Annotated in this window: 18 protein-coding genes and 1 pseudogene; 12 read left to right on the top strand and 7 right to left on the bottom strand. The window is 73.7% G+C overall.

All coding sequences use genetic code 11. The features are described 5' to 3' along the window. Positions 1 to 9: 9 nt before the first annotated feature. Positions 10 to 1,131, bottom strand: a complete 1,122-nt coding sequence (locus tag ACQPYN_RS27115; protein WP_433029667.1) for a glycosyltransferase — start codon at positions 1,129 to 1,131, stop codon at positions 10 to 12. Between the two features lie 98 nt (positions 1,132 to 1,229). On the opposite strand from ACQPYN_RS27115, the gene ACQPYN_RS27110 reads away from it, so the two are divergent. From ACQPYN_RS27110 to ACQPYN_RS27100, 3 genes are all read left to right on the top strand, one after another. Then, complete coding sequence (locus ACQPYN_RS27110; protein ID WP_433029665.1) at positions 1,230 to 2,312, top strand: hypothetical protein; 1,083 nt, start codon at positions 1,230 to 1,232, stop codon at positions 2,310 to 2,312. A 97-nt stretch (positions 2,313 to 2,409) separates the two neighbouring features. Next, positions 2,410 to 3,780, top strand: a complete 1,371-nt coding sequence (locus ACQPYN_RS27105) for a hypothetical protein (protein WP_433029663.1) — start codon at positions 2,410 to 2,412, stop codon at positions 3,778 to 3,780. Further along, entirely contained in the window at positions 3,777 to 5,846 is a 2,070-nt protein-coding gene (locus ACQPYN_RS27100) for a Wzz/FepE/Etk N-terminal domain-containing protein (protein ID WP_433029661.1), read from the top strand. Before ACQPYN_RS27105 ends, ACQPYN_RS27100 begins: the two co-directional genes overlap by 4 nt. A 42-nt stretch (positions 5,847 to 5,888) precedes the next feature. Here ACQPYN_RS27100 and gmd read toward each other — a convergent pair whose 3' ends face one another. Genes gmd through ACQPYN_RS27085 form a run of 3 tightly spaced genes read right to left on the bottom strand, consistent with a single transcriptional unit; the run spans position 5,889 to position 9,081 of the window. Continuing rightward, positions 5,889 to 6,866 (bottom strand): GDP-mannose 4,6-dehydratase, encoded by a 978-nt coding sequence (gene gmd, locus ACQPYN_RS27095; RefSeq protein WP_433029659.1) that lies wholly within the window; start codon positions 6,864 to 6,866, stop codon positions 5,889 to 5,891. After that, positions 6,863 to 7,840 carry a GDP-L-fucose synthase family protein gene (locus tag ACQPYN_RS27090; protein WP_433029657.1) on the bottom strand — a complete coding sequence of 326 codons (978 nt, stop codon included), beginning with the start codon at positions 7,838 to 7,840 and terminating at the stop codon, positions 6,863 to 6,865. Before ACQPYN_RS27090 ends, gmd begins: the two co-directional genes overlap by 4 nt. Next, positions 7,837 to 9,081, bottom strand: a complete 1,245-nt coding sequence (locus ACQPYN_RS27085; RefSeq protein WP_433029655.1) for a glycosyltransferase family 4 protein — start codon at positions 9,079 to 9,081, stop codon at positions 7,837 to 7,839. Before ACQPYN_RS27085 ends, ACQPYN_RS27090 begins: the two co-directional genes overlap by 4 nt. A 163-nt stretch (positions 9,082 to 9,244) precedes the next feature. On the opposite strand from ACQPYN_RS27085, the gene ACQPYN_RS27080 reads away from it, so the two are divergent. The 5 genes from ACQPYN_RS27080 to ACQPYN_RS27060 all read left to right on the top strand — a co-directional run bounded on the left by ACQPYN_RS27080 (position 9,245) and on the right by ACQPYN_RS27060 (position 14,978). Then, positions 9,245 to 10,156 (top strand): glycosyltransferase family 2 protein, encoded by a 912-nt coding sequence (locus ACQPYN_RS27080; RefSeq protein WP_433029653.1) that lies wholly within the window; start codon positions 9,245 to 9,247, stop codon positions 10,154 to 10,156. A 221-nt stretch (positions 10,157 to 10,377) separates the two neighbouring features. Further along, positions 10,378 to 11,844, top strand: a complete 1,467-nt coding sequence (locus ACQPYN_RS27075; RefSeq protein ID WP_433029651.1) for a sugar transferase — start codon at positions 10,378 to 10,380, stop codon at positions 11,842 to 11,844. A 31-nt stretch (positions 11,845 to 11,875) separates the two neighbouring features. After that, on the top strand, positions 11,876 to 13,144 hold the full coding sequence (locus tag ACQPYN_RS27070) for a lipopolysaccharide biosynthesis protein (protein WP_433029649.1): 1,269 nt from the start codon (positions 11,876 to 11,878) through the stop codon (positions 13,142 to 13,144). Further along, the gene (locus ACQPYN_RS27065) at positions 13,141 to 13,872 is read left to right on the top strand and encodes an FkbM family methyltransferase (protein WP_433029647.1); all 732 of its coding nucleotides are present in this window, start codon (positions 13,141 to 13,143) and stop codon (positions 13,870 to 13,872) included. Before ACQPYN_RS27070 ends, ACQPYN_RS27065 begins: the two co-directional genes overlap by 4 nt. Continuing rightward, positions 13,869 to 14,978, top strand: a complete 1,110-nt coding sequence (locus tag ACQPYN_RS27060) for a glycosyltransferase (protein WP_433029645.1) — start codon at positions 13,869 to 13,871, stop codon at positions 14,976 to 14,978. Before ACQPYN_RS27065 ends, ACQPYN_RS27060 begins: the two co-directional genes overlap by 4 nt. A 7-nt stretch (positions 14,979 to 14,985) precedes the next feature. On the opposite strand, the gene ACQPYN_RS27055 is transcribed toward ACQPYN_RS27060, so the two are convergent. The 3 genes from ACQPYN_RS27055 to ACQPYN_RS27045 form a co-directional block, all read right to left on the bottom strand. Next, positions 14,986 to 15,801: a class I SAM-dependent methyltransferase gene (locus tag ACQPYN_RS27055; RefSeq protein WP_433029643.1), complete on the bottom strand. Its 816-nt coding sequence runs from the start codon at positions 15,799 to 15,801 to the stop codon at positions 14,986 to 14,988. A 140-nt stretch (positions 15,802 to 15,941) separates the two neighbouring features. Next, positions 15,942 to 16,679 (bottom strand): class I SAM-dependent methyltransferase, encoded by a 738-nt coding sequence (locus tag ACQPYN_RS27050; RefSeq protein WP_433029641.1) that lies wholly within the window; start codon positions 16,677 to 16,679, stop codon positions 15,942 to 15,944. Between the two features lie 222 nt (positions 16,680 to 16,901). After that, positions 16,902 to 17,831, bottom strand: coding sequence for a hypothetical protein (locus ACQPYN_RS27045; protein WP_433029639.1), 930 nt, complete (start codon positions 17,829 to 17,831; stop codon positions 16,902 to 16,904). Between ACQPYN_RS27045 and ACQPYN_RS27040 the strand changes: the two are divergent. The 4 genes and pseudogenes from ACQPYN_RS27040 to ACQPYN_RS27025 all read left to right on the top strand — a co-directional run. Then, positions 17,734 to 18,969, top strand: a pseudogene (locus tag ACQPYN_RS27040) (BTAD domain-containing putative transcriptional regulator); the annotation flags it as partial. The gene ACQPYN_RS27045 and the pseudogene ACQPYN_RS27040 sit on opposite strands and share 98 nt — an antisense overlap. Positions 18,970 to 19,042: 73 nt before the next feature. After that, positions 19,043 to 21,361 (top strand): hypothetical protein, encoded by a 2,319-nt coding sequence (locus ACQPYN_RS27035; protein WP_433029637.1) that lies wholly within the window; start codon positions 19,043 to 19,045, stop codon positions 21,359 to 21,361. Between the two features lie 431 nt (positions 21,362 to 21,792). Continuing rightward, complete coding sequence (locus tag ACQPYN_RS27030) at positions 21,793 to 23,265, top strand: sugar transferase (protein ID WP_433029635.1); 1,473 nt, start codon at positions 21,793 to 21,795, stop codon at positions 23,263 to 23,265. 67 nt (positions 23,266 to 23,332) lie between these two features. Continuing rightward, the gene (locus tag ACQPYN_RS27025; protein WP_433029633.1) at positions 23,333 to 24,664 is read left to right on the top strand and encodes a glycosyltransferase family 4 protein; all 1,332 of its coding nucleotides are present in this window, start codon (positions 23,333 to 23,335) and stop codon (positions 24,662 to 24,664) included. The last annotated feature ends 35 nt before the right edge of the window (positions 24,665 to 24,699 follow it).

Below are 24,699 nucleotides of genomic sequence, written 5' to 3'. Positions count from 1 at the left end.
CCGGAACACTCACGTGCGCGCAGCGCCACCTGAGGCGATCTTGGCGGCGGTGAGGACATCGTCGGCGGAGCGCTCGGGGGAGGCCGAGTCGGTGGGCACGTCCGTCGCCCACCCGGTCCACGCCCGGCGCGAGCCCTCGAGTCCCCGGGCCAGGCCGTCGACGTCCGGCGGCACGATCCAGGCGCCGTCGACGTCGCGGAGGTTGTCGGCGATCCCGGCCTTCTCGGACACCACCACCTGCAGTCCGGCGACGCGCGCCTCCAGCGGCGTGAAGCCGTAGACCTCCTCGAGCGAGGGCAGGACGAGGGTCTGTGCTGTCGCCAGGATCGCCACCACGCCGTCCTCGTCGAGGAAGCCGCGGAAGCGCACGCGGTCGGCCACGCCCAGGTCCCACGCCGACTGCCGCAGGGCCGGGAGCTCCGCCCCGTCACCGACGACGTCGAGCTCCGGGCGGCCGTCGAGGCGAGCGAACGCCTCGATCAGCGCGCCCACGTTCTTCCGCGCGATGAGCTGGCCGACGTAGACGTAGCGGTGCGCCTCCGCGCCGGGTCCGGTCGTCTCGCCGGCGCGCGCCCGCAGCTCGCGCGGTCGGTCGCCGAACAGCCCGAGGTCGACCGAGTTGACCGACTCGACGATGCGCTCCGGGGCGACGCCGGACGCGATCGAGGCCTCGCGCGCGGCGGGGCCGGGGACGACCACCGCGCCGGCGTGCGTGAACAGCCACCGCCGGACGCCGTCGACGGGCCCGCTCGAGAAGCGGCGGCTGGTCAGCGTGCTCTCGGAGAAGATCACGTAGGGAACGCCGCGGCGGACCGCGCGCACCATCGTCCAGGCGCTGGCCAGCTGCGCCCATGTCGGGATCACGATCACGTCGGCGTCGAGCACGGGGCGCGTGGCGCCCGGCCGCAGGATCGCCTGGTACGAGTCGAGGCTCGCCAGCGGGCCCTTCCGGGGGATCTGCCAGCAGGGCACGAGGGCCGACGCGTATCCGGGGTGGGGCCGGTAGCGGAAGTGCCGCTCCGGCTCCTCCTCGAAGAGGACGTGCACCGTCAGGTCGCTGCGCCGCGCGAGCTCCGCGAAGAGCGGTTCGCGATAAGGAGCCTGCGCGTCGGTGAGCCACGCGATCTCCATCAACACCTCACCTCACGGGCCGCCAGCGTGCGTAACGTAGCCACGGCAGTCGGCGTCCGTCAGGTTGGAGCAATATGCATCACGTTCGGCCTACTGCGGTGCTCGAGTTGGCGCCGGACGGCCACCGTCTGCAGTACGTGCGTCACCTGGTCGAGGCGCTCCCGCGCGGCGAACGGATCCTCATCGTGTCTCCGTGGGTCGCCGCCTCCTCGGAGTTCGCCCATCACCTGGGCCGCACCGAGACGGAGACGGTGGTCGTGAGTGCCGACGACCACGACGTCGCCCTGCGCGAGGCCCTGACCACCGCGACCGATCGCGGGGTCGGCCACCTCGTCGTCCCCGACGGCGACAAGGCGGTCCGCCCTCTGTTGCGGGCGGTGGTGCGGGGTGCGCTCGGCCGCGCCCGCCCGCGCCGGCCCCGCATCACGCTGCTGCTCATGCGCACCGCCCTGCCGGGCGGGCCCGAGCGCGCGACCCTCGGCATGGTGCTCAAGCCGGCGCTCGTGGCGGCGTTGCGCCGGCTGCCCGGGGTGCGGGTGCACTTCCTCACCGACGCCTTCGGCGTCGTCACCCGGCGGCCCGGCTTCCCCGGGGTGACCCCGGTCCGTGATCCGGTCACGCCGCCGACCGAGCCCCTCGATCCGCCGAGGACCGGTGACCGCGTGCGCGTCGGCATCCTCGGGGTGATCAGCGCCCGCAAGCACGTGCCGGTGCTCCTGCGTGCGTGCGTCGAGCGCCCGGAGGTCGACGTCGTCCTCGCCGGACGCTGCGAGCCCGACGTGCGGGAGGTCCTCGCCACCCATCCCGACGCGGCGCAGCTGCGCGCCGAGGGCCGCCTGGCCGTCGACGACCGTCTCCTCGACGACGCCGAGTTCGACGCCGCGCTGCGCTCGCTGGACGTCGCCGCCGTCCTGCACGACAACGATGCCCCGAGCGGCATCGTCGCCGAGTCCTGCGCCCGGGGCGTCCCGGTGCTCGGGCCCGATCGGGGGTGGATCGCGACGGTCCTGGACACCACCGGCTGCGGGGTGAAGGCCCGTGTCGACGACCCGGCCGACGTGGCCGGCGCCCTCGTCCGCCTGCTCGCCGACCGTGAGGAGTACATGGCCGCTGCCCGCAAGGCCGGGGCCGACCTCGGCACGGAGGACTTCGTCGGCGGGCTACTCGGCGACCGAGAGTGAGATCCGCAACCCTGCTCGAGGACGCCGTTGACCCGATCGATACCCTCCTGACTACGCTGAACGGACGAGCGAGCCTCGACGAGCCAGGGGGACGAGGATGACGGCGCGGACGCGGACCCTGTGGGGCTCGCTGACCGCGCCGACCCTCCCTGCGCTGGTGCCCGCCGGGCTGGTCCTGCTGACGCTCCCGCTGCTGCGTCCCGGCGTGTTCGGCGAGTTCACCGCGCTGGCCGGGTGTGCCCTCGCCGTGCTGGCCGGCGTCGCCGCGCTGCTGCGCCGGGAGCGGGTGCCCGCCCGCCCCGTCCCGGCGGTCCCGCTGGTCGTCGGCGTGCTGGCCGTCGCCTACCTGTGGATGGTCGGGCACGGCGCGACGGCCTTCGCCCCGGACCGCGTCCGCGACCTCTTCCAGGACTTCGTGCTGACGATCGGTTCGCTGGTCGCGTTCGCCGTCGTGCTGGCCGACCCGCGGACGCGGCGTGCGGTGGGGCGCGGCTTCGTGATCGTCGTCGTCCTGGTGTGCGCCTCGTGGGTCGTCACCGCGCTGGTCTGGGCGGTCGCCGGCCTGGGGGCCGGGCAGATCGCGTCCGTGCCCGTCGGCGCGGTCGGGCCACAACCGGTGTACTTCCCGTTCACGATCAGCTACTCGACCTCCGAGGTCTTCGGGATCGACGTGCCCCGGCTGACGGGGTTCGGCCGCGAGTCGGGCTGGATGGCCATGTCCTGCGCCGCGGCATGGTTCCTCGCCGACGCCGTCGGCTACCGCGCGCGCTGGGTGAAGGTGCTCCTCCTCGCGGGGCTCGCCGGCACGCTGTCCACCGCCGGCTTCGGCGTCTTCGTCGTCGTGCTCGCCCTCGACCTGTTCCTGCGCCCGCGCGGCGGCGTCGCCCTGCGCGGATTCCTGCGCCAGATCGGCGGGCTGGGCGCGATCGCGGGCGCCGCCTGGGTGGCGCTCTACGCGCCCGTGCTCGGGCTGAGCGCGAAGCAGACGTCGAACGAGACCTCGCTCGCCGAGCGCCAGGACGCCACCGCCGCGGGTGTCCGCGCGCTGAGCGAGTCGCCGTGGGGCGGGCTCGGCACGGAGAAGCAGGCGGGCATCAACCTCATCGCCGACGTCGCCGTCAACGGCCTGCCTTTCGTCGTCCTGGTCTCGCTGGCGGTCCTCGTCCCCGCGTTCGTCGCCCCGGGGCGGGGTGCGGAGCCCGTCGGCCGGGCGGTGCCCGTCGCCCTCGTCGTCTTCCTGACGCTCCTGCTCTCCCAGCCCGCGGCCGCGTCGACCTGGGCGTTCGCGCTCGTCGCCGTCGCCTGTGCGGCCGAGGGCCTCACCGCCGCCGAACGCGCCGAGGCCGGCGCACCCGCCCTCGCTCGATGGCACCGCTGGTGGGTCGGCCGCCCGGCCACCAGCGCCCCCGATCACGCCCCGCCCATCCCGCCCGAACCCGTGGCGGCCCTCGGAGGAGACCGACCATGAGCGCCCGCGAGTACTGGACCGTCCTGCGCGAGGACCGGAAGCTCATCGCCGGTGTGCTGGTGCTGTGCCTGCTCGGCGCGGTGCTGCTCGACCTCCTCCTGCCCCGGACGTACACGTCGTCCGCCGTGTTCTACGTGGCGTCGGCGCAGCAGGAGTCGTCGTCCACGGACGCCTACTCGGGCGCCCAGCTCTCCACCGAGCGCGTGAAGTCCTACACCGAACTGCTGCAGGGGCAGCGGGTCGCGATCGACGCGTCCGCACTGCTCGGCGGCAGTCCGACCCCCGACGAGATCCAGGGCGCGATCAGCGCGAGCTCGGTCACCGAGACCGTGGTGCTGTCCCTCGACGTCACCGAGCGCTCTCCCGACCAGGCCCGGCTCGTGGCCGGCGCGGTGGCCACGGCGTTCACGCGCCTGGTCGGCACCATCGAGTCGACCGGGGGAGCGGTGAACCGGCCGATCGCCACGGCGGAGGTGATCCTCCCGCCGACCACGCCCGACGAGCCGTCCGGTCCGCGGACGACGATCCTCTTCGCGGTCGCGCTGCTCGTGGGCCTCGTCGTCGGTATCGGCGTGGCGCTGGCCCGCCGGGCCCTGCGGGACGCGATCGACTCCTCGGAGACGCTCAGCGAGCGGCTCGGCGCGCCCGTGCTCGGCACCGTCCCCGCCCTGCGCCGCCCCCCGAAGCACCCCGCGCTGCTCTCCGAGCCGTCGGTCGGCGCCGGTGGCCGCCGGGCCCGCCGCCAGCGCGCCCGCGCCGAGTCCTACCGCCGGACCCGCGCGAGCCTGCGCTCGGTGGCCGGCGAGCGCCGCTGCCTCGTGCTCACCGGTACCGGGTCCGACCAGGGCACCTCGACGACGGCCGTCGACCTCGCCGTGGCGTTCGCCGCGTCCGGCGATTCGGTGGTGCTTGTCGACGCCGACCTGCGCAGCCCGTCGCTCGCCACCACGCTGTCCCTCGACGGGCAGGTGGGGCTCCGCGAGGTCCTCGAGCAGCGCCTCGAGCCCGGGGCGGCGATCCAGCGCTGGTCGCGGGGTGGCTTCGACGTCGTCACCGCCGGTTCGCCCGGGTCGCGTCCGAGCGAGCTCGTCGTCGGCCCGCGCCTGGTGTCCCTGCTGCAGACGCTGCGCGAGCGCTACGACCACGTGCTCGTCGACACCCCGCCGGTCACCGACGCCGCGGACGCCGTCGACATCGCCCGGTACGCCGACGGCGTGGTGCTCGTCTGCCGCCGCGGCAGCACGCGTCCCGACGACGTCGACGTCGCGGCCTCCGCGCTCGGCCTCGCGGGCGCCGTCGTGCTCGGCGCGGTCCTGACGTGGGCCGTCGACGTCCGCGACGCCCTCGGCGGCCGCCGTCCCGTGCTGGCCCTGCCCGCCGGGCCGTCGAGCACCCCGGCGCCGGCGGCGGAGCCCGCCCCGGTGGTCGAGGAGACGATCCCCGAGCCCGTGCCGGAGACCGCGCCCGAGCCCACCCCGGAGCCCGCTCCGAAGCCCAAGCGGCCGCGCCGGACCACCGCGACCACCTCCGACGCCGAGGGCCCACCGGCCGCGCCGAAGCGTCCGTCCCGCGCCCGCTCGACCACCAGCCGGACCCGCACCACGGGATCGACGACCGCGTCGACCACAGGGCCGAGCACCGGCGAGGACGCGACGGGCGACGCAGCGCCGACCGACCACCCCACGGTCCGCGTCCGCAGCCGCAACACGGCCACCGAGCCCGCTGCCGACGGCGGCACGCCGCCCAAGAAGACGCCCGCCAAGCGCACCACGGCGAAGCGCGCCGCCGCGGCGCCCCCGCCGACCACGGAGCCGACTCCAGCCGCTGACGGCACGACCGGCGAGAACGCGGACGACCCGCCGACGACCGAGACCCCGGCGCCGCGCCCCCGCCGCCGCGCCACGCGGGCCACGACCACGGCCGGCCCTGCCGAGGACAGCACCACCACGGGAGGCGAGGTCGCCTCCGCGGGCGCGCCGAGCGGCAGCAACGGTCACACCACGGCGGTGCCGTCCACGAACGGCCACACCCCGCCGGGATCGAACGGGTCCGGTGCCGGAAGCTGATCCCTCGCAGGACCGGCGCGCCCCAGCCCGGAGCTCAACCCGTCACGACCCGAGGGCGGCCGTCTCGGCGTCGGTCATGAGGTGGGCGAGCTGTTCGGGCATGGTCTGGGCCTTCCACCCGAGCTCGCGCTGGGCCTTGGACGCGTCCCCGATCAGCGCGTCGACCTCGGTGGGCCGCAGGTAGGTCTCGTCGAACTTGACGTGGCGCTCCCAGTCGAGCCCGACGCGGTCGAAGCAGTACTGGGTGAACTCGCGGACCGTGGTCGCGGTGCCGGTGGCCAGGACGTAGTCGGTGGCCTGGTCGGCCTGCAGCATCCGCCACATGCCCTCGACGTACTCCTCGGCGTACCCCCAGTCCCGGACCGCGTCGAGGTTGCCGAGGTAGACGTTCTCCTCGACCCCGGCGGCGATGCGGGCGGCGGCGCGGGCGATCTTGCGGGTCACGAACGTCTCCCCACGCCGCGGGGACTCGTGGTTGAACAGGATCCCGTTCACGGCGAACAGGCCGTGGGCCTCGCGGTAGTTCCGCGCCATCCAGTACCCGTAGACCTTCGCCGCCCCATAGGGCGAGCGCGGGTAGAACGGGGTGTCCTCGTTCTGCGGGGGCGGGGTCGCGCCGAACATCTCCGAGCTCGACGCCTGGTAATACCTCGTGTCGACCCCGACCATCCGGATCGCCTCGAGCAGCCGGGTGGTGCCGACCCCGGTGGTGTTGCCGGTGTACTCCGGCTCGTCGAACGACACCCGCACATGCGACTGCGCCGCCAGGTGATAGACCTCGTCGGGACGGATCTTCTCGATCAACGTCACCAACCGGCTCGAGTCGGTCAGGTCCCCGTAGTGCAGCACCAGCCGCTGATCGGTCTCGTGCGGATCCTGGTAGAGGTGATCGATCCGGCCGGTGTTGAAGGTCGAGGAGCGACGGATGATCCCGTGCACCTGATAGCCCTTAGAGATCAACAACTCGGTCAGGTACGACCCGTCCTGCCCCGTGATCCCCGTGATCAACGCCCGCTTCACCGCTGCGCCCCCTGCTGGTCGAGGAACCACTGATAGGTCGAGGCCAGGCCCTCGGCGAGCCCGATGGTCGGCTTCCAGCCCAGCGACTGCAGGCGCGAGACGTCGAGCAGCTTGCGCGGCGTGCCGTCGGGCCGGGAGGTGTCGTAGACGATGTCGCCGGTGAAGCCGACGGTGTCGGCGACGAGCGAGGCGAGGTCGGCGATCGGGACGTCCTCGCCGACGCCCACGTTGATCGGCGACGGGTCGTCGTAGTGCTCGAGCAGGTGCAGGCACGCGGCCGCGAGGTCGTCGGTGTGGAGGAACTCGCGGCGCGGCGTCCCGGTGCCCCAGACCGTCACGGTCGGCGCCCCGGACACGCGGGCCTCGTGGAACTTGCGCATGAGCGCGGGCAGCACGTGCGATTTCTCGAGGTCGAAGTTGTCGCCCGGCCCGTAGAGGTTCGTGGGCATCGCGGAGATCCAGGATCGGCCGTACTCGCGGCGGTAGGACTGCACGCCCATGATCCCGGCGATCTTCGCGATCGCGTACGCGTCGTTGGTGGGCTCGAGCGCGCCGGTGAGCAGCGAGTCCTCGCGGATCGGCTGGTCGGCGAACTTCGGGTAGATGCACGACGAGCCGAGCAGCAGCAGGCGCCCGACGCCGACGCGGTGCGCGGCGTCGAGCAGGTTGGCCTGGATGCGCAGGTTGTCGTGGAGGAACTCGACGGGCTCGGCCGCGTTCGCCGCGATCCCCCCGACGCGCGCGGCGGCGTCGACCACGACGGCCGGCCGGGTCTCGTCGAGGAAGCGGGCGGTGGCGTCGGCGTCGCGCAGGTCGACCTGCGCCGAGCGCACGCCGACGACGTCGGTGAAGCCCGCGGCCCGCAGGTGGCGCGCGACGGCGGAGCCGACGAGCCCCGACGAGCCGGCGACGAACACGCGCGCATCGCGAGGCAGCGGCCGGCCGATCTGCCAGCCGGCGAGCGGGTCGGTCATGTCGATTCCCCCTGGTGCGTCCGGGAGGCGGCGAGGCCCTCCACCCAGCGCTGGTAGTCACGGTGTGCGGCGGCGGCGCCGAGGTGCTCCTGCGCATAGGCACGGCCGGCGCTGGCCAGGGCCTCGGCGCGGGCGGGATCCTCGGCGATCCGACGCACGGCGTCGAGCAGATCCTGCGGCCGGCCGGGATCCACGCGCACGCCGCCCCCCGATCGACGGAGCTCGGCGGCGGCCGCGCTGCGGTCCCACGACGCCGCCACGACGGGACGGGCCGCGCTGAAGTACGACGTGAGCTTGCTGGGCACCGACATCTCGGCGACGGTCGTGGCCTCGTTGACCAGCAGGACGTCGGCGGCGGCGAGGGCGTCCGAGAAGTGGTCGCCGGGCAGCGGGTCGCGGAACTCCAGCCGGCCCACGCCGGCACCGTGGCGCTCGAGGGCCGCGCGCTGGTTGCCGTCCCCGAGCAGGACGAAGCGCACGGGTGCCGCGGTCTCGTCGGCGAGCCGCGCCGTGTCGACGACGTTCTCCAGGCCCTGCTTGAGGCCCATGTTGCCGGCGTGCAGGACGATCACCTCGTCGTCGCGCCAGCCGAGTGCCCGGCGCGTGGTGGCCCTGTCGGTGGCCCCGGTCCCGACGTGCGACCAGTTGCGGATCGTCGTCACCCGATCCCTCTTGACGCCGAGCGCGGCGAGGCCGTCCGCGAACTGCTCGTGCACCACCGCCACCCCGTCGGCCCGTGAGAGCAGCCAGCCCTCGAGCCTCGCGGCCGCCTGCCCGGCGCCGGCGGAGGCGATACCGGTCTCGGTGAGCGCCCGGCTGTAGAGGTCCTGGGTGACGACGCCGAGCGCCGTCCGCCCGCGCCTCTTCCAGCGCAGGCCGGCGAGCACGGTGAGCAGCACCGGGCTGATGGCGATCACGACGTCGGGGCGCCGGGCACCCTGTCGTCCGATCGACGCCGCATGGGCGGTGAAGGTGGCGTCCATGACCGCGCGTCGCAGCGCGCTCGGCTCGCGGGGCACCGGATGCCGGACGCGGGTGATCGGCACGCCGCCGCCGTCGGTCTCGCGGTGGCGGAGCCCCTCGTACCCGTCGTGCACGACCCACTGCGGGTAGTGCGGGTAGCCGGTGACGACCCGGACGCGGTGCCCGGCGGCGGCCAGGGCGGCCACCATGCCGGCCGTGTAGGGCGCGTTGCCCGTGTGCTCGGGCGGGTAGTGCATGCCGAGCACGAGAACGTCCAAGGTGCCGGAGCCTCGCCGGTCGGTCAGCACTCTGTGTAGCTCCGATACGTCCAGACAGTGGACATGTCCGCTCTCACGGCCCAGCGAATTGACCCCCCGTTACGACGCTCGGCACCATAGTCGGGTGGAAGGCGAGGTCGGTGTCAAGAGTGAGCACCAACGCATGGACCAACGTTCGGAGGTGTCCGTGCGGCCGTCCGCCTCGATCTGCATCCCGCTCTTCCAGAAGGTCGACTACATCGGTCGCACCATCGAGAGCGCCCTCGCCCAGACCTTCACGGATTTCGAGCTCGTCGTCCTCGACAACGCGTGCACGGACGGCTCGTCGGCCGTGGTGGAGTCCTACGACGACCCCCGGCTCCGCGTCTACCGGCACACCGAGACCGTGCCGATGATCGCCAACTTCGCCGCGGCGGTCGCCGCCACGCGCGCCCCGCTGGTGAAGGTGCTCATGGCCGACGACCTCATCGAGCCCGACGCGCTCGCGCGCCAGGTGGCCGTCCTGGAGGCAGAGCCCGAGGTGGCGATCGTGTCGAGCCGGCACCACCTCGTCGACGACCACGACCGCATCATCGCCCGCGACCGCACCCTCCGGACGCCGGACCTCGTGGGGCGTCAGGGCCGGGCGTCGGTCGTGCGCCGTGTCGTGCGCCACGGCGGCAACCCGCTCGGCGGACCCGGCAACATGCTCTTCCGGCGCTCGGCGTTCGAGCAGGTCGGGGGCTTCCCGACCGACGCCCCGTTCGTGCTCGACGTGGCGCTGGCGGTCCGGCTGACCACCGTCGGGGACTTCTACGGGCTGCCCGAGACGCTCTCCCGGTTCCGGCTGGCGTCGGGCTCGGAGAGCGCGGCGGCCCGGCGGCGGAACCTGCGGGCGCAGCGCGCGTTCGTGCGCGGGCTGCGACGCGACCACGCCGACGTGGTGCGCCCCGGCGATGTCGTCCGGGGCCTCGCGCGGTGGCCGCTGACATGGTTGCGGCACCACGTGATCATGTCGGCGTCCACCGATCCCGACAGCCGCGCGCACCGCGCCGCGGCCCGGGTGCTCGCGCCCCGGGCGAGACGATCGTCATAGTGACTTCGCCAGGCGTACAGCCCTGAGCAGGAAGTTCTCACACAGCGCGATCGGGTGACTACGCCGCCAGGCCCAGCACAATGTCACCGATCTGACTAGTGGCTTCACCCATTGGTGGATCTGCCCGTAGATTGCCGTTCGCTCAATCGGGTGATGATCCACGGTTCCCCCCGGCCGCCGGACACCCCGTGTGACGCGAGGACGGTGGCGTGGTGAGTCCGGTGGCTGCAGGAGCGACCGACGTCGGCTCCCGGAGCGAGGCGCAGGACGAGGAGGCCCCGCAGCCATCCGCAACGGTGACGACGTACGACGCTCCGAGCCCGCTCGCCGAGGCGCGCCCCCTCTTCGGTTTCCGGTCGGCCGTGCACTGGCAGGCCTGGATGCTGGTGCTCCCGGTCGACGCGGTGCTCCTGGCGGCGCCGGTGCTCTGGCTCCCGCAGTACGCGAAGGCCGTGCTCGCGATGACGGCCATCGCGCTGGCCCTGCTCTCCGGCGGGGGGCGCTATCGCGCGCGCCTGCACCTCTCGGTGCTCGACGAGATCCCGGGCGTCATCGGTCGTCTGCTGGTGGCCGTGGCCCTCGTGGCGTCGGTGTTCGCGCTGCGCCACGACGGGCAGGGCGTCGAGACGTTCCTGCTCATCGTCCTGCCGGGTCTGGGTCTCGTGGTGCTCGGGCGGGTGGCGACCACGCGGTTCATCCTCGCCGCCCGGACGCGCGGGGTGGTCGCGCACCGGACGCTCGTGGTCGGCGGCGGCACGCTCGCGGCGGACGTCATCGAGCTGCTCCAGCGCCACCCGCGCTACGGCCTGTCGGTGGCCGGCCACCTCGACGACGGGGACGACCCGGCGGCGTCGGCGTTCGCCCCGCACGTCGGTGCGCTGGCCGATCTCGAGCGGATCGTGGCCGAGAACGGCATCGAGGTGGTGCTCGTCGCGGGCGGCGAGTTCGACGAGGCCGAGCTGCTCGACCGCGTGCGCAGCCCCGAGTGCGCCGGCTGCGACCTGCTGATCGTCCCCCGGCTGCCCGCCTTCGTGACGCAGACGGGCACCGGCGACCACATCGGCTCCGTGCCGATCATGCGCATCCGCACGCCTCCGCTCGACGGCGTCAGCTGGACGCTCAAGCGTGTCTTCGACGTCGTCGTGAGCGCGGCGGTGCTGGTCCTGCTCGCCCCGATGATGGCGATCTGCGCGCTGGCGGTCCGCCTCGAGGGCGGGCCCGACGTGATCTTCCGCCAGGCGCGGGTGGGACGTGACGGCAAGCTCTTCGAGTGCCTGAAGTTCCGGTCGATGCGGCCGGCGGACGAGGGCGAGTCCGCCACGCGGTGGTCGGTCGTCGGCGACGAGCGCGTCGGTCCGGTCGGGCGGGTCCTGCGCCGCACCTCGCTCGACGAGCTCCCACAGCTGTGGAACATCCTGCGCGGCGACATGACCCTCGTCGGGCCCCGCCCGGAGCGCCCGCACTTCGTCGAGAAGTTCTCCTCCGAGCTGCCGCGCTACGGCCACCGCCACCGGGTCCCGTCGGGGCTGACGGGTCTCGCCCAGGTGAGCGGCCTGCGCGGCGCCGACACCCCGATCTCCGACCGCGCGCGATTCGACAACTTCTACATCGAGAACTGGTCGCTCTGGCTCGACGCCAAGGTCCTGCTGCGGACCATCAACGAGGTGCTCTTCGCCCGTGGCCGGTGATCGATCCGGTCCGGATCTACAGGATGGTGCGATGCCCGAGTCGACGGTCTCCGGTCGTGGCCCCGCGGCCGCACGGATGCTCGTCGGTCGCGTCGGCGGCGTCGCCGGGTCGCTCGTGGCCGGACAGGTCCTCCTCGGCCTGACCTACGTCTTCGCGGCCCGGGCGATCACCCCGGAAGCCCTCGGGATCGTGGCGACGTGCTTCGCCATCTCGGTCGTCTCGGCGACTGTGTTCGACCTCGGCCTCATGACCTACCTCGTCCGCGAGTCCGCCGGGGGTCGCCTCGACGTGGCCGCAGCCCGCGCGGTGCACCGGTCGAAACGGCGGGTGCTGCTCCCCCTGGCGCTGGTCAGCGCGGGTGCGGGCGTCGTGATCGCCCCGGACCTCGCGACCGGTCTCGTGCTCGGCGCCGTGGCCCCGCTGGTCTGGGAGGCGCAGTCCGCCAACGCCCTCCTCCGCGCCCAGGAGCGCTTCGCCCAGGCCGCCACGGCGCAGCTCCTCGGCCGCCTCGGCGGGCTGATCGTCGTCGTGGTGCTCCTCCTGGCCGGTGTCACCGAGCTGGCGCTGCCGATCGGGCTCGCGTCGAGCTTCGCGATCGAGGCCGTCGTGGACCGGCTGTTCCTCGGGCGGCCCTCCGCCGGCCGCGCCCCGTGGGGCGAGCTGGCCCGGGCCCAACGGTGGTCGGTGTCGTTCGGATTGGCGGCCCTGGCCTCGATCGGTCAGCAGCTCGACACCCCGTTCGTCGCCCTCGGCGGCGGCCCGGCCGCGGCCGGCATCTACGCCGGCGCGGGCCGGTTGCTCGGGCCGCTGCTGTTCCTCTCGTCGGCCCTGGCCCTGGTGGGCCTGCCCTGGCTGGCCCGTGCCGGGGACGACGAGGCCGGCCTGCGCGTCGAGGAACGCCGCATCGGCCGGGTGACCGCCGGCATCTGTCTCGCCCCGCTGCTCGCGGCTGTCGTCGGACCGCCGCTGATCCCCCTGATCCTCGGCGCGCAGTACGAGGCGTCGGGAGGGACGTTCGCCGTCCTGGCCGTCGGCGCGGCGGTGTCGACGGTCAACCAGGGCCTTGCGCTCGTCCTGCAGAACCGCGGCCACCAGGGCGTCGTCGCCCGCGCGGTCGCGATCGGGCTGGCCCTGGGCCTGGTGTCGACCTACGCGCTCGCCGTCGTCGGCGGACCCGTGTGGGCGGCCGCGGGCTTCGTCGTCAGCCAGCTCTGGATCGTCGTCCACCTCGGCGTGCGTGCGCACGTCGTCCGCCGGCACCCGCCGGCCCGGGAACCCGCCGGAAAGGCCCGTCGATGACCCTCGCCGACACCACCAAGTCCCTGTTCCGACGCGTCGGCGTCGACGTGGCCCGGTACCGCCCGACGGAGCGGCGTCGGCAGGCGCTGATCGCGGCGTCCGGTGCCCGGACCGTGCTCGACGTCGGCGCCAACGCCGGTCAGTACGCCACGGCCCTGCGCCGGTGGGGGTTCGACGGCCACATCGTCTCGTTCGAGCCCCTGCCCGCGGCGTTCGCCGAGCTGCAGGCGGCCGCCCTGGACGACATCCGGTGGGCGTGCGTGCCCGTCGCGGCCTCGGACACCTCGGGGTCGGCGAGCCTGAACGTCGCGGGCAACTCCGCGAGCTCGAGCCTGCACACGATGGCCGAGGCGCACGAGCACGCGGCTCCCGGCGCGGCGATGGTGGGCGTGGCCGACGTCGACCTCGTCCGCCTGGACGAGGTCGACGAGATCGGAGCGGTGCCCGGTCCGCTGATGCTCAAGCTCGACGTCCAGGGCCACGAGCTCTCGGTCCTCGAGGGCGCCCGCGGTCTCCTCGACCGGGTCGTGCTCATCGAGGCGGAGCTCAGCGTCCGCGAGCTCTACGACGGCGCGCCCGTGATGCGCGAGGTGCTCGACGTCCTCGCGGGCCTCGGCTTCGAGCTCGTCGGGCTCGAACCCGGCTTCCACGACCCCCACGACGGGACGATCCTGCAGTTCGACGGCTTCTTCCGGCGGTCACCGAGCGCCGACGGGTCCGTCCGATGACGACGCGGGTGGCGCGGCCGCGTCGGGCCCGACGCGCGGGCATCGCGGTGACGACCATGGTCCTGCCGGCCTACCACCAGCACCTCCTCGAGGTCCTCGCCGAGTGGGACGCCGACATCGCCTTCCACCACGGGGACGTCTACTTCACGACGGGCGTCGACACCGAGATCGACTCGGCCCTGTCCACCCCGACCGGGACCAACAGGTTCTTCCTGGGGCGGCGGCTGGCCTGGCAGTCCGGGGCGGTGCGGGTCGCGGTGCCCGCACCCGTGGCCATCGTCGACATCAATCCCCGGGTCCTCAGCGCCTGGTGCATCATCCTGATCCGGGCCGTGCTGCGGCGTCCCACCGTCGGGTGGGGCCACGCGAATCCCCGTCACGGTCCCTCCGGCCCGACGATGCTGCTGCGCCGGGTGATGCAGGCCGCGTGCTCGGGGCTCGTGATGTACACGCGCTCCGAGGCCGCGGAGATGCGCCGGATATTCCCCCGTAAGCACATCGTCGTCGCCGCGAACTCGCTGTATCCGGAACGGCTGATGCGGCCTGCGAACGACCGGCGAGGGACCGACATCGTGGCGATCGGCCGGCTCGTCGCGGAGAAGAAGCCGCTGCTCGCGATCGACGCGCTGGCGGCGGCGCAGGACGCGTTGCCCCCGGACTGCACGCTCCACGTCGTCGGCGAGGGTCCGCTCGCCGACGACCTCGCCCGGGCGGCGCGGGAGAAGGGCCTCGAGTCGCGGGTCGTCCTGCACGGCAAGGTGTTCGACGTCGCCGAGCTCTCCGCGATCTTCGCCCGCTCGGCGGTCCTCCTGGCCACCGGGTACGTCGGTCTCAACGCGGTCCAGGCGCTCGGGTTCGGGACCCCCGTCGTGTATCCCGACGACGAGCCGCACGCCCCCGAGCTGGAGGCGCTGCACGAGGGGAACAGCATCGCGTTCACCGCCGGCGACGCCGAGTCGTGCGGGCGAGCGCTGGTCGCGGCCCTCGGACGCGCCCGGGACGGCGGTTGGTCGCCCGAGACCATCGCCGAGGAGGCTCGGCATGCGTACTCGAACGAGGCCATGGCGCGGGCCCTGCTCGACGCGGGGGAGCGGCGACGGCGCTGACGGCCGTCTACGACGACGGGCGCTGCAGGAGCAGGTAGCCGTACTGGTGGTCGAGGACGCCCTCGGGCACCAGCGTCATCGCGAGGGGTCGCAGGCCGATCGCGTCCATCGCGGTCCAGAAGTGGTCGAGGCGGTAGCTGGTCATGCTCGCGGTCTGGTGGCGGTAGCTGCGTCGCGGGGACCGGGTCTCGGCGCGCCCGATGCTGTACTTGATCTGCACGAAGGCCAAGGCCCCGGGCCGCAGCAGGTCGGCGGCCAGGCGCATCAGGCGCAGCCCGTACTCCGGGCTCGGGACGAGCTCGAGCACGTAGAGGCAGACGAACAGGTCGACGGTCCCGGCGGGCACGTCGTCGAGCACCAGCTCCGGGCGGGCGACGTCGGCGACGATCTCGGTGACCGGTGTGTCGCAGCGTTCCGCGACCACGCGAGCGGCCTCCGCCGGAGAGGCGGGATTGATGTTGAGCGCGATGAAGCGCTCCGCCCGCGGAGCGAAGCTCACCGCGTTGGCCCCGCCGCCGACGCCCCACTCCAGGACGCACCCGAGGTCCGGACGACCGCCGACCGTGCCGGCGAGCCGGTCGAACAGGGCCAGGTGATCGGTGCCGATCGCCGCGAAGCGGGCCTCGTCGATGAACCGCCCGCCGCGCCAGTGGGAGTCGTCGAGCCAGCGGGGGGCGTCGCGGTCGGCCCAGTAGCCGGCGGCGTCGGTCATCAGGCGTTGCTCGCTGTGGTGCCTCCCGAACGCACCCAGCACCGTGTCGCTCAGCCGGACCGCCCGGCGCTGAGCGCCGGCGAGGACGCGGCTCGCGTCGACGACACCCATGCTTCCCCCACGTGGAGCGCGACAGAGCGTGCACCCACGACGCAGTGTTCACCCATCTGGGAGGCGTCCGGCAAGGGAATGCGCCGAGCAGTTACGGACGGTGTCGGAATCGTCCTGCGGTGTCGCAAAATCGGCGCACCTCAGGTGCGTTGCATCAGCACGTACCCGTAGTGCTGGTCGAGCGCGCTCTCGGGCACCAGCGTCATGCCCACCGGCCGCAGGCCCATGTCGTCCATCGCGGTCCAGAAGTGGTCGAGGCGGTAGGTCGTCATGTTCGCGTTGTGGAAGCGGTAGTTGCGTCGTGGCGACCAGGTGTCGGTGGCGCCGGTGCTGTACTTGATCTGGACGAAGGCCAGGGCGCCGGGACGCAGCATCGCGGCCGCGAGGCGCATCAGGCGCAGGCCGTACTCCGGGCTCGGGACGAGCTCGAGCACGTAGAGACAGAGGAAGAGGTCGACGCTCCCGGCGGGCACGTCGTCGAGCACGGCGTCCGGCGCCGCGACGTCGACCACGACCTCGGTGACCGGCGTGTGGCTGTGGTCCTTGATGACGCGTGCGGCCTCGGCGGTGGAGTGGGGATTGATGTCGAGCGCGACGAAGCTCTCCGCCCGCGGCGCGAACCGCACCGCGTTGGCGCCGCCCCCGACACCCCACTCCAGCACCCGGCCGAGATGCGGGCGTCCGCCGACCATGGCGGCGAGCTGGTCGAAGAGCGCGAGGTGGTCGGTGCCGATCTGGTCGAACCGGCCCTCGTCGATCCGTCGCCCGCCACACCAGTGGGAGTCGTCGAGCCAGCGCGGGTCGCTGCGATCGGCCCAGTAGTCCGCGGCGTCGGCGATCAGCCGTTCCTCGCTGTGGTGCACCCCGAGCGCGCTCATCACCTGCTCGCTCTTCTCGCGGGTCCTGTCATTCAGTCGATGGAGCCGACGCCGGACCCGCGAGAGCACGCTCCGATGCGCGGTCTGTGTGGTGACCCCCATCGGGGGACAGTGACAGTTCTCCGATCCGATCGACTACTCATCGCACTCGTCGGGACCAAAGGGTTACGACGAACGGGGAGAAGGAAGGCGCTCGTCCTCGACGACGTCACGCTGTGGTGGTCATCGCCCCCCGAGCGACGGCTCCTGCTCGATGCGGCACAGCTCGTCGCGCCCGAAGACCTGCCAGAGCATCCGCGGAGTGACGAGGCCGTGGGGGAGCGGGGCGTCGGGGTCGGGCAGGCCCGGCATCGGGCGGGGGTCGGGCAGGGCCTCCGGGACGCGGGGCTCCTCGCCCGGGTCGGCCTCCTCGTCTCCGCGCACCCAGGAGCGCACGCGGTCGACCATCCCGTCGAGCAGGTCGCCGATCGCCTTGCCGCCGGACTGGGCGATGGCCGTGGAGGCGTCGACGACGAAGTCCCAGTCGTCGGAGGACAGGAGGGCGAGCATGGTCGCGGCGGACCGGTCGTCGGCGTCCTCGAGGTCGTCGACACGGTGCTGCAGACGCTCCATCACGGTCGAGGCCCAGTCCGGCTCCGCGATGTCCCGGCGCAGGCCCCGTGCCGGGGGCGGGGTGAACTCGGCGCGGGTGAAGGGTCGTCCGTAGGCGGTGGCCACGAACTCGGCGCAGTAGAAGCTCGGTGATGTCGAGGTGGCCGCCCAGGAGGTCGCGACGTCACAGCAGGCGCGGTAGAGGCGGTCGCTGAGGTCGCGGTCGGTCGCCCAGAGCTCGACCGACCGCAGGCCGGCGGCGACGTTGACGAGCTTGAGGAACGAGAAGGCGCCTTCCTTGCCCGGCGTCGGCTCGAAGTGATCGAGGTAGTCGAGGGCCTGCTCGCGCAGGGCGTCCGGCATCGCGATGGTGTAGAGATCGCGGCTCGGCCAGAACTCCTCGAACCTGTCCCACCGGATGCCGCCGACGTCGTACCGGAGGTTGTCGGCCAGGGCGCTGGCGATGCCGTTCGCCGGGCCGTCGCGCCGGGGGCGTCCGTCCTCGTCGATGCTCACGGCGATCCCGGAGTGCGAGAGCACGGTGCCGTCGAAGCGCTCCATGAGTTGGCCGAGCGCCTCACCGGGTATCTGTGTGACCAGGAGTAAGTCTCCGGGCTGGACCTCGTCCTTGCTTCTGACCTCGAAGGACGTAATGTCCTCTGTCTCCGTCACTGTGAGTGTCCCTGGGGGTTCGATGTCACCGTCGTCGTCCTCGGATGTCCGTATCCGTGTGCTCGGCGAGGTCGCCATCGAGGGCGCGTCGGGCGAGATCGGACGGCCGGGGCGGCGGCTGCGCACCCTCCTGGCCCTGATCGCCGCGGCGTGCCGAGGCACCGTGGCGGTGCCGGCGTTGATCGACGAGATCTGGGCCGAAGACCTCCCCGAGCGGCCCGACGGTGCGCTGCAGGTGCTGGTCAGCCGGCTCCGGCGCGAGGCCCCGGACGAGGGGACGCGGCTGCCGATCGTCCCGATCGGCGAGACCTACCGGCTCGACCTGCCCCGCGACGCCGTCGACCTGCACCGCTTCCACGACGACGCCGCCGCGGCCCTCGCCGCGGACGCCTCGCGCGACACCGTGCTCGAGTGCGGCGCACGGGCGCTCGTGACGTGGCGCGGCGAGCCGTTCGCCGGGACGCCGGTGGGCCAGCGCCTCGAGGTCGAGCGCGTCCGTGCCGTCGACCGCCGCCTGCGCCTCGTCGAGCGGATGGGCGCCACCCTGCTCGACCTCGACCGCCCGGAGGAGGCCGTCGACCTCGTCGTCGCCGACCTCACCGCCGACCGCTCGCGCGAGCGCCTCGCCGTCATCGCCGCGTCCGGCCTGCACCGGCAGGGCCGCACGAGCGAGGCCCTCGAGATCCTCACGGCCACGCGCCGGGCGCTGCGCGACGACTACGACGTCGAGCCGGGCGCCGAGATCGAGGACCTCACCCTCCGGCTGCTCGCCCCCACCCCGGCCCGCCAGCCGCGACCCACGCTCGTCGGCCGCGAGGAGGAGCTCGCCGCCGTCCGCGCGCTGCTCGAGGCCCCCGAGGTGGGCGCGATCCGCCTGATCACCGGCGAGGCCGGCATCGGCAAGACTGCGCTGCTGCGTGCCGCCCGCCGCGAGGCCTGGATGCGCGGGGCGGCCGTCGGCGGCGGCTCGTGCGACGTCGACGCGCCGCCCTGGACCGCGTGGGCCGAGGCGCTCGCCGACCTCGGCGTCCCCCCGGTCACTCCGGGGAGCCCGCCCTGGGCGCGCGCTGCTCGACCGGCTCACCGCCCGGCCCGGCCCGGTGCTGCTGACCCTCGACGACCTGCACCTCGCCGACTCCGCGACGCTCGCCGCCCTGCGCGGCCTCGCCCGCCTCGGCCTGCCCGCCGGGGTGGCGCTGCTCGTCGCCGCCCGCGAGCCCGACGCGCAGGCCCACCCGATCTGGGGCGGGACGCACGCCGAGCTCGCGTTGCTGGAGTGCGTCAGCGACGTACGCCTGAGCGAGCTCGATTCCGCCGCGGTGCGCCGGCTGGTCGTCCGGCACCTGCCCGGGCTCGCGCCCGACGGCGCCGCACGCGTCGCCGAGGCCCTGTACGAGCGCACCCGCGGGCACGCCCTGCACGTCTCCGCGGTGATCGAGTCGCTCTCCGGCCTCGATGCCCCGGACGGCGAGAAGGCGGTCGACGAGCTCGCCACCGTCATCCCCGCGCGCCTGCGCCCCCTGCTCGACCACCAGCTCGCCGGTCTCGAGCCCGACGCCCGCGACGCCCTCGAGGGCCTGGCCGTGCTCGCCCCGCTCTCGCTCGCCGACCTCGGCACCCTGCTCGACGTCGCCCCGCGGGCTCTGTCGAAGCAGCTCCGCAGCGCCGTCGACCGCGGTCTGCTCGCCGCCACGACCGACGGCTTCGCCTTCCGGCACGCCCTGACCCGCGACGCCGTGCTCGACGCCGTCCCGCCGGCGAGCGCGCAGGCGCTGCACCACGCCCGCTACCGCGTCCTCGTCACCGAGAGCCGGCCGGAACCGTTCACCCTGCTGCGTCACGCCGTCGGCGCCGGCCCGCTCCTGCCGACCCTCGAGCTCGGCGACGCCCGTCTCGGGGCCGGCATCGCGGCGTACCGCCAGGGCGCGATGGAGGAAGCCCTCGTCCAGCTCGACGCGGTGCTCGACTCGTCGCGACCCAGCTCGGTGACGCTGCACCGCGGTCTCGTGCTCGAGGCGCTCGGCCGACACGACGAGGCTGACGAGGTGCTCGACGAGGTCGTCGAGCAGGCCGCACTCAGCGCCGAGCAGGGCCTTGCCGCGACGGACACAGGCGAGGTCGACGACGCGGTGGTCGCCGCCGTCGGGCACGACGCCATGGGCATCAGCGTCGCCGGGCGACCCCGGCGCGCCCGACGACTGCGCCGGGCCCGGTCGCTGCCGCTGTCGAAGCGGCAGCGCGCCGAGGTGCTGCGCAGCCTGATCCTGGAGGAGGAGCAGCTCCACGGGGACGTCGACGACCCCACGGCGCTGCCCGAGCTGCTGGAGCTCGCCGCGACGGGGTTCGGCGACCCGGGCCTGCTCGCCGGCATCCGCGTCCTCGAGGCCAACCACCTCGTCGACGCGCCCGTCCCGGCCGCCCAGCGGCTCGCGGTCTGCGAGCAGGCCGCCGCTCTTGCCGACAGCGAGGGCGAAGACGCGCTGTGGTTCGAGGCCGAGGAGCTGCGCATCGCCGCGCTGCTGGCCACCGGCCGGCAGGACGCGGCCGTCGCGGCACGGCGCGACCTCGAGCCGCTCGCCGTCGACCGTCACCGGCCGCGGACGATGTGGATGGTCTCGCTGCTCGACGCCGGCCTCACCCTGGCCCGCGGCGACACCGACGAGGCCGACGCCGCCGCGCTCGCCGCCCTGCACCGCGGCCAGGAACTCGGGCTGCCCGACGCCGTCGGCGCCTACGGGGTGCACCTGCTGGTGCGCCACCTGCTCGGCCGCACCCTGCCCTCGCTCCAGGGTCTGCCCGCCGGAGCGGCCGCCATGTACCCGCTGGTCGCGGCGTGGTCGGCCGCCGCCGCGGTGGACGCCGCGGTCGGCGAGGACCTCGACCAGGCTGCCTCCCACCTCGCCGACTGGCACCGCAAGCGCGAGGGGCGCGAGGGTCGGCTCTTCGACCGGCCCGGCCTCTGCCTCGCCGCCTGCGCGGCGTTCGCGCTGGGCGACGTCCCCACCGCCGAGGTCGTCCGCCGCGACCTGCCCCCGACCCCGGGGCGCTGGTCGTCGTGGGCATCGGCTCGGCCACCTTCGGCCCGCTCGCGCTCTACCAGGGCCTCGCCGCCGCCGTCCTCGGCGACCGCACGGAGGCCCGCAAGCTCCTCGGCCAGGCCGCGACCATCGCCGACGGCCTCGGCTGGGCCCCCTGGGCCGACGCCGCCCGCGGCTTCGTCCGCTACGTCAAGCCGGGGCAGGGGCGTCCGGCGGGTGGTCCCCCCACCCCGCCGGACGCCCGCCCGCTCGGACTGCTCCCGCCGCCCTGACGTACCCCCCTCGTCAGGCCGGGACGGGTCGCAGCCCGTGGCCCCGGGCTCGGTCCGGCGGCGCGACGCGATTGACATCGCACCGCTCCCTCCTGCCACCGGCCCGTGACGCAGAGCAGACACGGTTCCGCTTTCACCGACCTTTCGCCGTGAAGGCGACGTGATGTCAGCTGCTGGCCCGGATGGAGCAGTGGAGTGCGCAGGGTTGGACGCCGACGCCGATGCGAGCGCGGCGGAAGCACGACGCGCGAGCCCCAGCTGGGTGAACGTTCGGTCGGTAGGCCGCAGATCGTTGCCGTCCGGAACGTTACGCAACGGTGGTGCGATCCAGACCACACAGAGCTGAACGGGTGAACGCACGTCATCAAACAGCGCGTGTCGTTGCGACACGCCGGGGAACGGCCGCAGTGCGTGTGTAACGACCCTGGCTCGGTCACGCGATAGCGGCACAAGAACGCGGGCCGGTTCACACACAGCCGATGCCGCGGGGTCAGAGGGGCGGATGGTCGTTCACCATCCGTGACATCCGGGGGGATCACAGTGAGCAGTGGAATCGGACTGACGGAATCGATTGAGTACTCGGTCCCGCGTCCTCGCGCCGCCGCCGATCCCGCGGCCTCCGTCACCGTCCGCCCGAGCTCGCGGCGCTGGCAGCGCCGGCTCACCCGGATCGTCGTCGCGACCGACCTCACGGTCATCGCCCTCGTCTCGGCCCTCGCCACGATCATCGGCGATTGGGGCCTCGGGCCCTCCACGCAGTTCAACGCCGTCGCCGCCGCTCTCGTGCTCGCCGGCCTCGTCGGCTACCGGGCCTGGGACCGCGGGGTCCTCGGCCAGGGCGCCGACGAGTTCAACCGCGTGCTCCGCGGCACCGCCGTCGCGGCCGTCCTCCTGGCCCTCGCCGGGATGGCCCTCAAGGTCGAGCAGGTCCGCCCCTGGATCTTCGGGGTCATCCCCGCCACCGGCGCCGGCCTGCTGCTCGGCCGCTACGCCGTGCGCCGCGTGCTGCACCGCGCCCGCCGCGACGCCCGCTGCATGTCCTCGGTGCTGGTCGTCGGCTCCGAGGCGGCGGTCGCGGACCTCGTCGCCCGCACCCGCCGCGTCCCGCACCACGGCTGGACCGTCACCGCGGCCTGCACCTCCACCGGCGCCGGCGAGATCGCCGGTGTGCCGGTGGTCGGCGACCTCGACGACGTCGCCCGCCACGTGCACGAGCTCGGCATCGAGGTCGTCGCGGTCGCCCCGACGCCCGGCTGGACGCCGAAGCGCCTGCACAGCCTCGCCTGGGACCTCGAGGGCGCCGGCGTCGAGCTGGTGGTCGACCCGGGTCTCATGGAGATCACCGGCCCCCGCCTGCACGTCGCCCCGGTCGACGGTCTGCCGCTGCTGCGCCTCACCGAGCCCCGCTGGGGCGGCCCGGCCCGCATGGCCAAGAACCTCTTCGACCGCACCGCCGCTGCCGCGCTGGTCCTGATCCTCGCCCCGGTGTTCCTCGCCCTCGCGGTGCTCATCCGTCGGGACGGCGGCCCGGTGTTCTACCGCCAGGAGCGCGTCGGACGCGCCGGCCAGACGTTCCGAATGATCAAGTTCCGCTCGATGGTCGTGAACGCGGACCAGCAGGTCGCCCAGCTCGCCACCGCCAACGAGGGCGCCGGCCCGCTGTTCAAGATGAAGCGCGACCCGCGCATCACCCGCATCGGCGGGGTGCTGCGCCGCTTCTCGATCGACGAGCTCCCCCAGCTGTTCAACGTGATCGGCGGCTCGATGTCGCTGGTCGGTCCCCGCCCCGCCCTCCAGCGCGAGGTGGCCACGTACACCGAGGACGCGCTGCGCAAGCTCTGCGTCCGCCCGGGCCTCACCGGCCTCTGGCAGGTCAGCGGCCGCTCGGACCTCACCTGGGAAGAGTCGGTCCGTCTCGACCTGCGCTACGTCGAGAACTGGTCCGCTGCCCTCGACATCTCGATCCTCTGGAAGACGGTCGGCGCGGTCTTCCGCGGCCGCGGCGCCTACTAGGCGCCCTTCTCAGCTCCTCGCACCTCCTTTCCCTAGCACCCCCTTGCCATCTACAGGAGAAACGACCATGACGAAGGCCCTCCGCGTCCTGATCCTCGGTCTCAACTACGCCCCGGAGCCCACCGGGATCGCGCCCTACACGACGGGCATGGCCCACTTCCTCGCCGAGGCCGGCCACGACGTCCACGTCATCACCGGGTTGCCGCACTACCCCCACTGGGAGATCGCGGAGGGCTACCGCGGCCGCCGCATCCACGAGGAGGACGGCAAGGTCCGCATCACGCGGGTCTCGCACCCGGTCCCCGCGGTTCCGACCGGCAAGAGCCGCATCAAGATGGAGGCGGTCTTCGCTCTGCAGGCCGCGGCCGTCGCTGGTCCCCGCCCCGACGTCGTGCTCGCCGTCAGCCCCGCGCTTCTCACCGTCGCCGCCGCCCTGCGGTGGCGCACCCCGGGCCGCACCGCGGTCGGCGTCATCACCCAGGACCTCTACAGCCGGGCGATCGCCGAGACCGGCGCCCTCGGCGGCAGGGGCGCGAAGGCCGCGGAGCGGCTCGAGCGTGCACTGCTCCGCCGGGCCGACGGCGTCATCGCCATTCACGAGAGCTTCCGCCGCTCGCTGGTGGACCTCGGCATCGACGACGACCGGATCACGACGATCCGCAACTGGACGCACATCAAGGGCGTCGTCGGCGACACCCAGAAGCTCCGCCACCGCCTCGGCTGGCGCGACGGCGAGATCATCGCCCTGCACGCCGGCAACATGGGCGCCAAGCAGGGCCTGGAGAACGTCGTCGAGGCCGCCCGCGCCGCCGACCGTGACGGCCTCCCGATGCGCTTCGTCCTGCTGGGTGCCGGCAACCAGCGCGCGTACCTCGAGGAGCTCGGCGCCGGTATCGAGCGCCTGCAGTTCATCGACCCGCTGCCCGGCGACGAGTTCCAGACCGCCATGGCCGCCGCGGACGTCCTCCTCCTCAACGAGCGGCCCGAGGTCGCCGAGATGTGCGTCCCCAGCAAGCTCACCTCCTACTTCGCCTCCGGCCGCCCGGTCGTCGCCGCGACCAGCTCGAAGAGCGCGGCCACCAGCGAGGTCATCGCGTCGGGTGGTGGCCGGCTGGTCGCGCCGGGGCAGCCCGAGGCCCTCCTCCAGGTCGTCATGGAGGTCGGAGCCGACAAGGAGGAGGCGCTGGCCATGGGCCTCCGCGGTCAGCTCTTCGCCCGCGACGCCCTCGCCGAGGGCGCCGCCCGCACCGCCTACGTCACCTGGGTCGAGCAGCTCGCCGGCGCGCGTCGTGCGGCAGTGCTTCCCATGGCTGCTCCGGCGACGGAGGAGCCCGCTGTTCCGGCACCCCGTCGCGCGTTCACCTCTCGTTCGCGTCGACTCGGCGCGAAGGCGGTTTGAGTCGGCGACGCTCGTCCGGTTGCGCCTAAACGATT

The sequence above is a fragment of the Actinomycetospora sp. CA-053990 genome (genome assembly GCF_050948445.1).
In the GTDB taxonomy this organism is placed as follows: Bacteria; Actinomycetota; Actinomycetes; order Mycobacteriales; family Pseudonocardiaceae; genus Actinomycetospora; species Actinomycetospora callitridis.
The sequence above is the reverse complement of the archived record's forward strand: the minus strand, read 5'-3'. Positions and strand labels throughout refer to the sequence as shown.

Bases quoted from the DNA above. Each gene is read 5' to 3' on its own strand.
- ACQPYN_RS27115 (WP_433029667.1), bottom strand. From the start codon at position 1,131: ATGGAGATCGCGTGGCTCACCGACGCGCAGGCTCCTTATCGCGAACCG.
- ACQPYN_RS27105 (WP_433029663.1), top strand. From the start codon at position 2,410: ATGACGGCGCGGACGCGGACCCTGTGGGGCTCGCTGACCGCGCCGACC.
- ACQPYN_RS27100 (WP_433029661.1), top strand. From the start codon at position 3,777: ATGAGCGCCCGCGAGTACTGGACCGTCCTGCGCGAGGACCGGAAGCTC.
- ACQPYN_RS27090 (WP_433029657.1), bottom strand. From the start codon at position 7,840: ATGACCGACCCGCTCGCCGGCTGGCAGATCGGCCGGCCGCTGCCTCGC.
- ACQPYN_RS27080 (WP_433029653.1), top strand. From the start codon at position 9,245: ATGGACCAACGTTCGGAGGTGTCCGTGCGGCCGTCCGCCTCGATCTGC.
- ACQPYN_RS27070 (WP_433029649.1), top strand. From the start codon at position 11,876: ATGCCCGAGTCGACGGTCTCCGGTCGTGGCCCCGCGGCCGCACGGATG.
- ACQPYN_RS27065 (WP_433029647.1), top strand. From the start codon at position 13,141: ATGACCCTCGCCGACACCACCAAGTCCCTGTTCCGACGCGTCGGCGTC.
- ACQPYN_RS27060 (WP_433029645.1), top strand. From the start codon at position 13,869: ATGACGACGCGGGTGGCGCGGCCGCGTCGGGCCCGACGCGCGGGCATC.
- ACQPYN_RS27055 (WP_433029643.1), bottom strand. From the start codon at position 15,801: ATGGGTGTCGTCGACGCGAGCCGCGTCCTCGCCGGCGCTCAGCGCCGG.
- ACQPYN_RS27050 (WP_433029641.1), bottom strand. From the start codon at position 16,679: ATGAGCGCGCTCGGGGTGCACCACAGCGAGGAACGGCTGATCGCCGAC.
- ACQPYN_RS27045 (WP_433029639.1), bottom strand. From the start codon at position 17,831: ATGGAGCGCTTCGACGGCACCGTGCTCTCGCACTCCGGGATCGCCGTG.
- ACQPYN_RS27025 (WP_433029633.1), top strand. From the start codon at position 23,333: ATGACGAAGGCCCTCCGCGTCCTGATCCTCGGTCTCAACTACGCCCCG.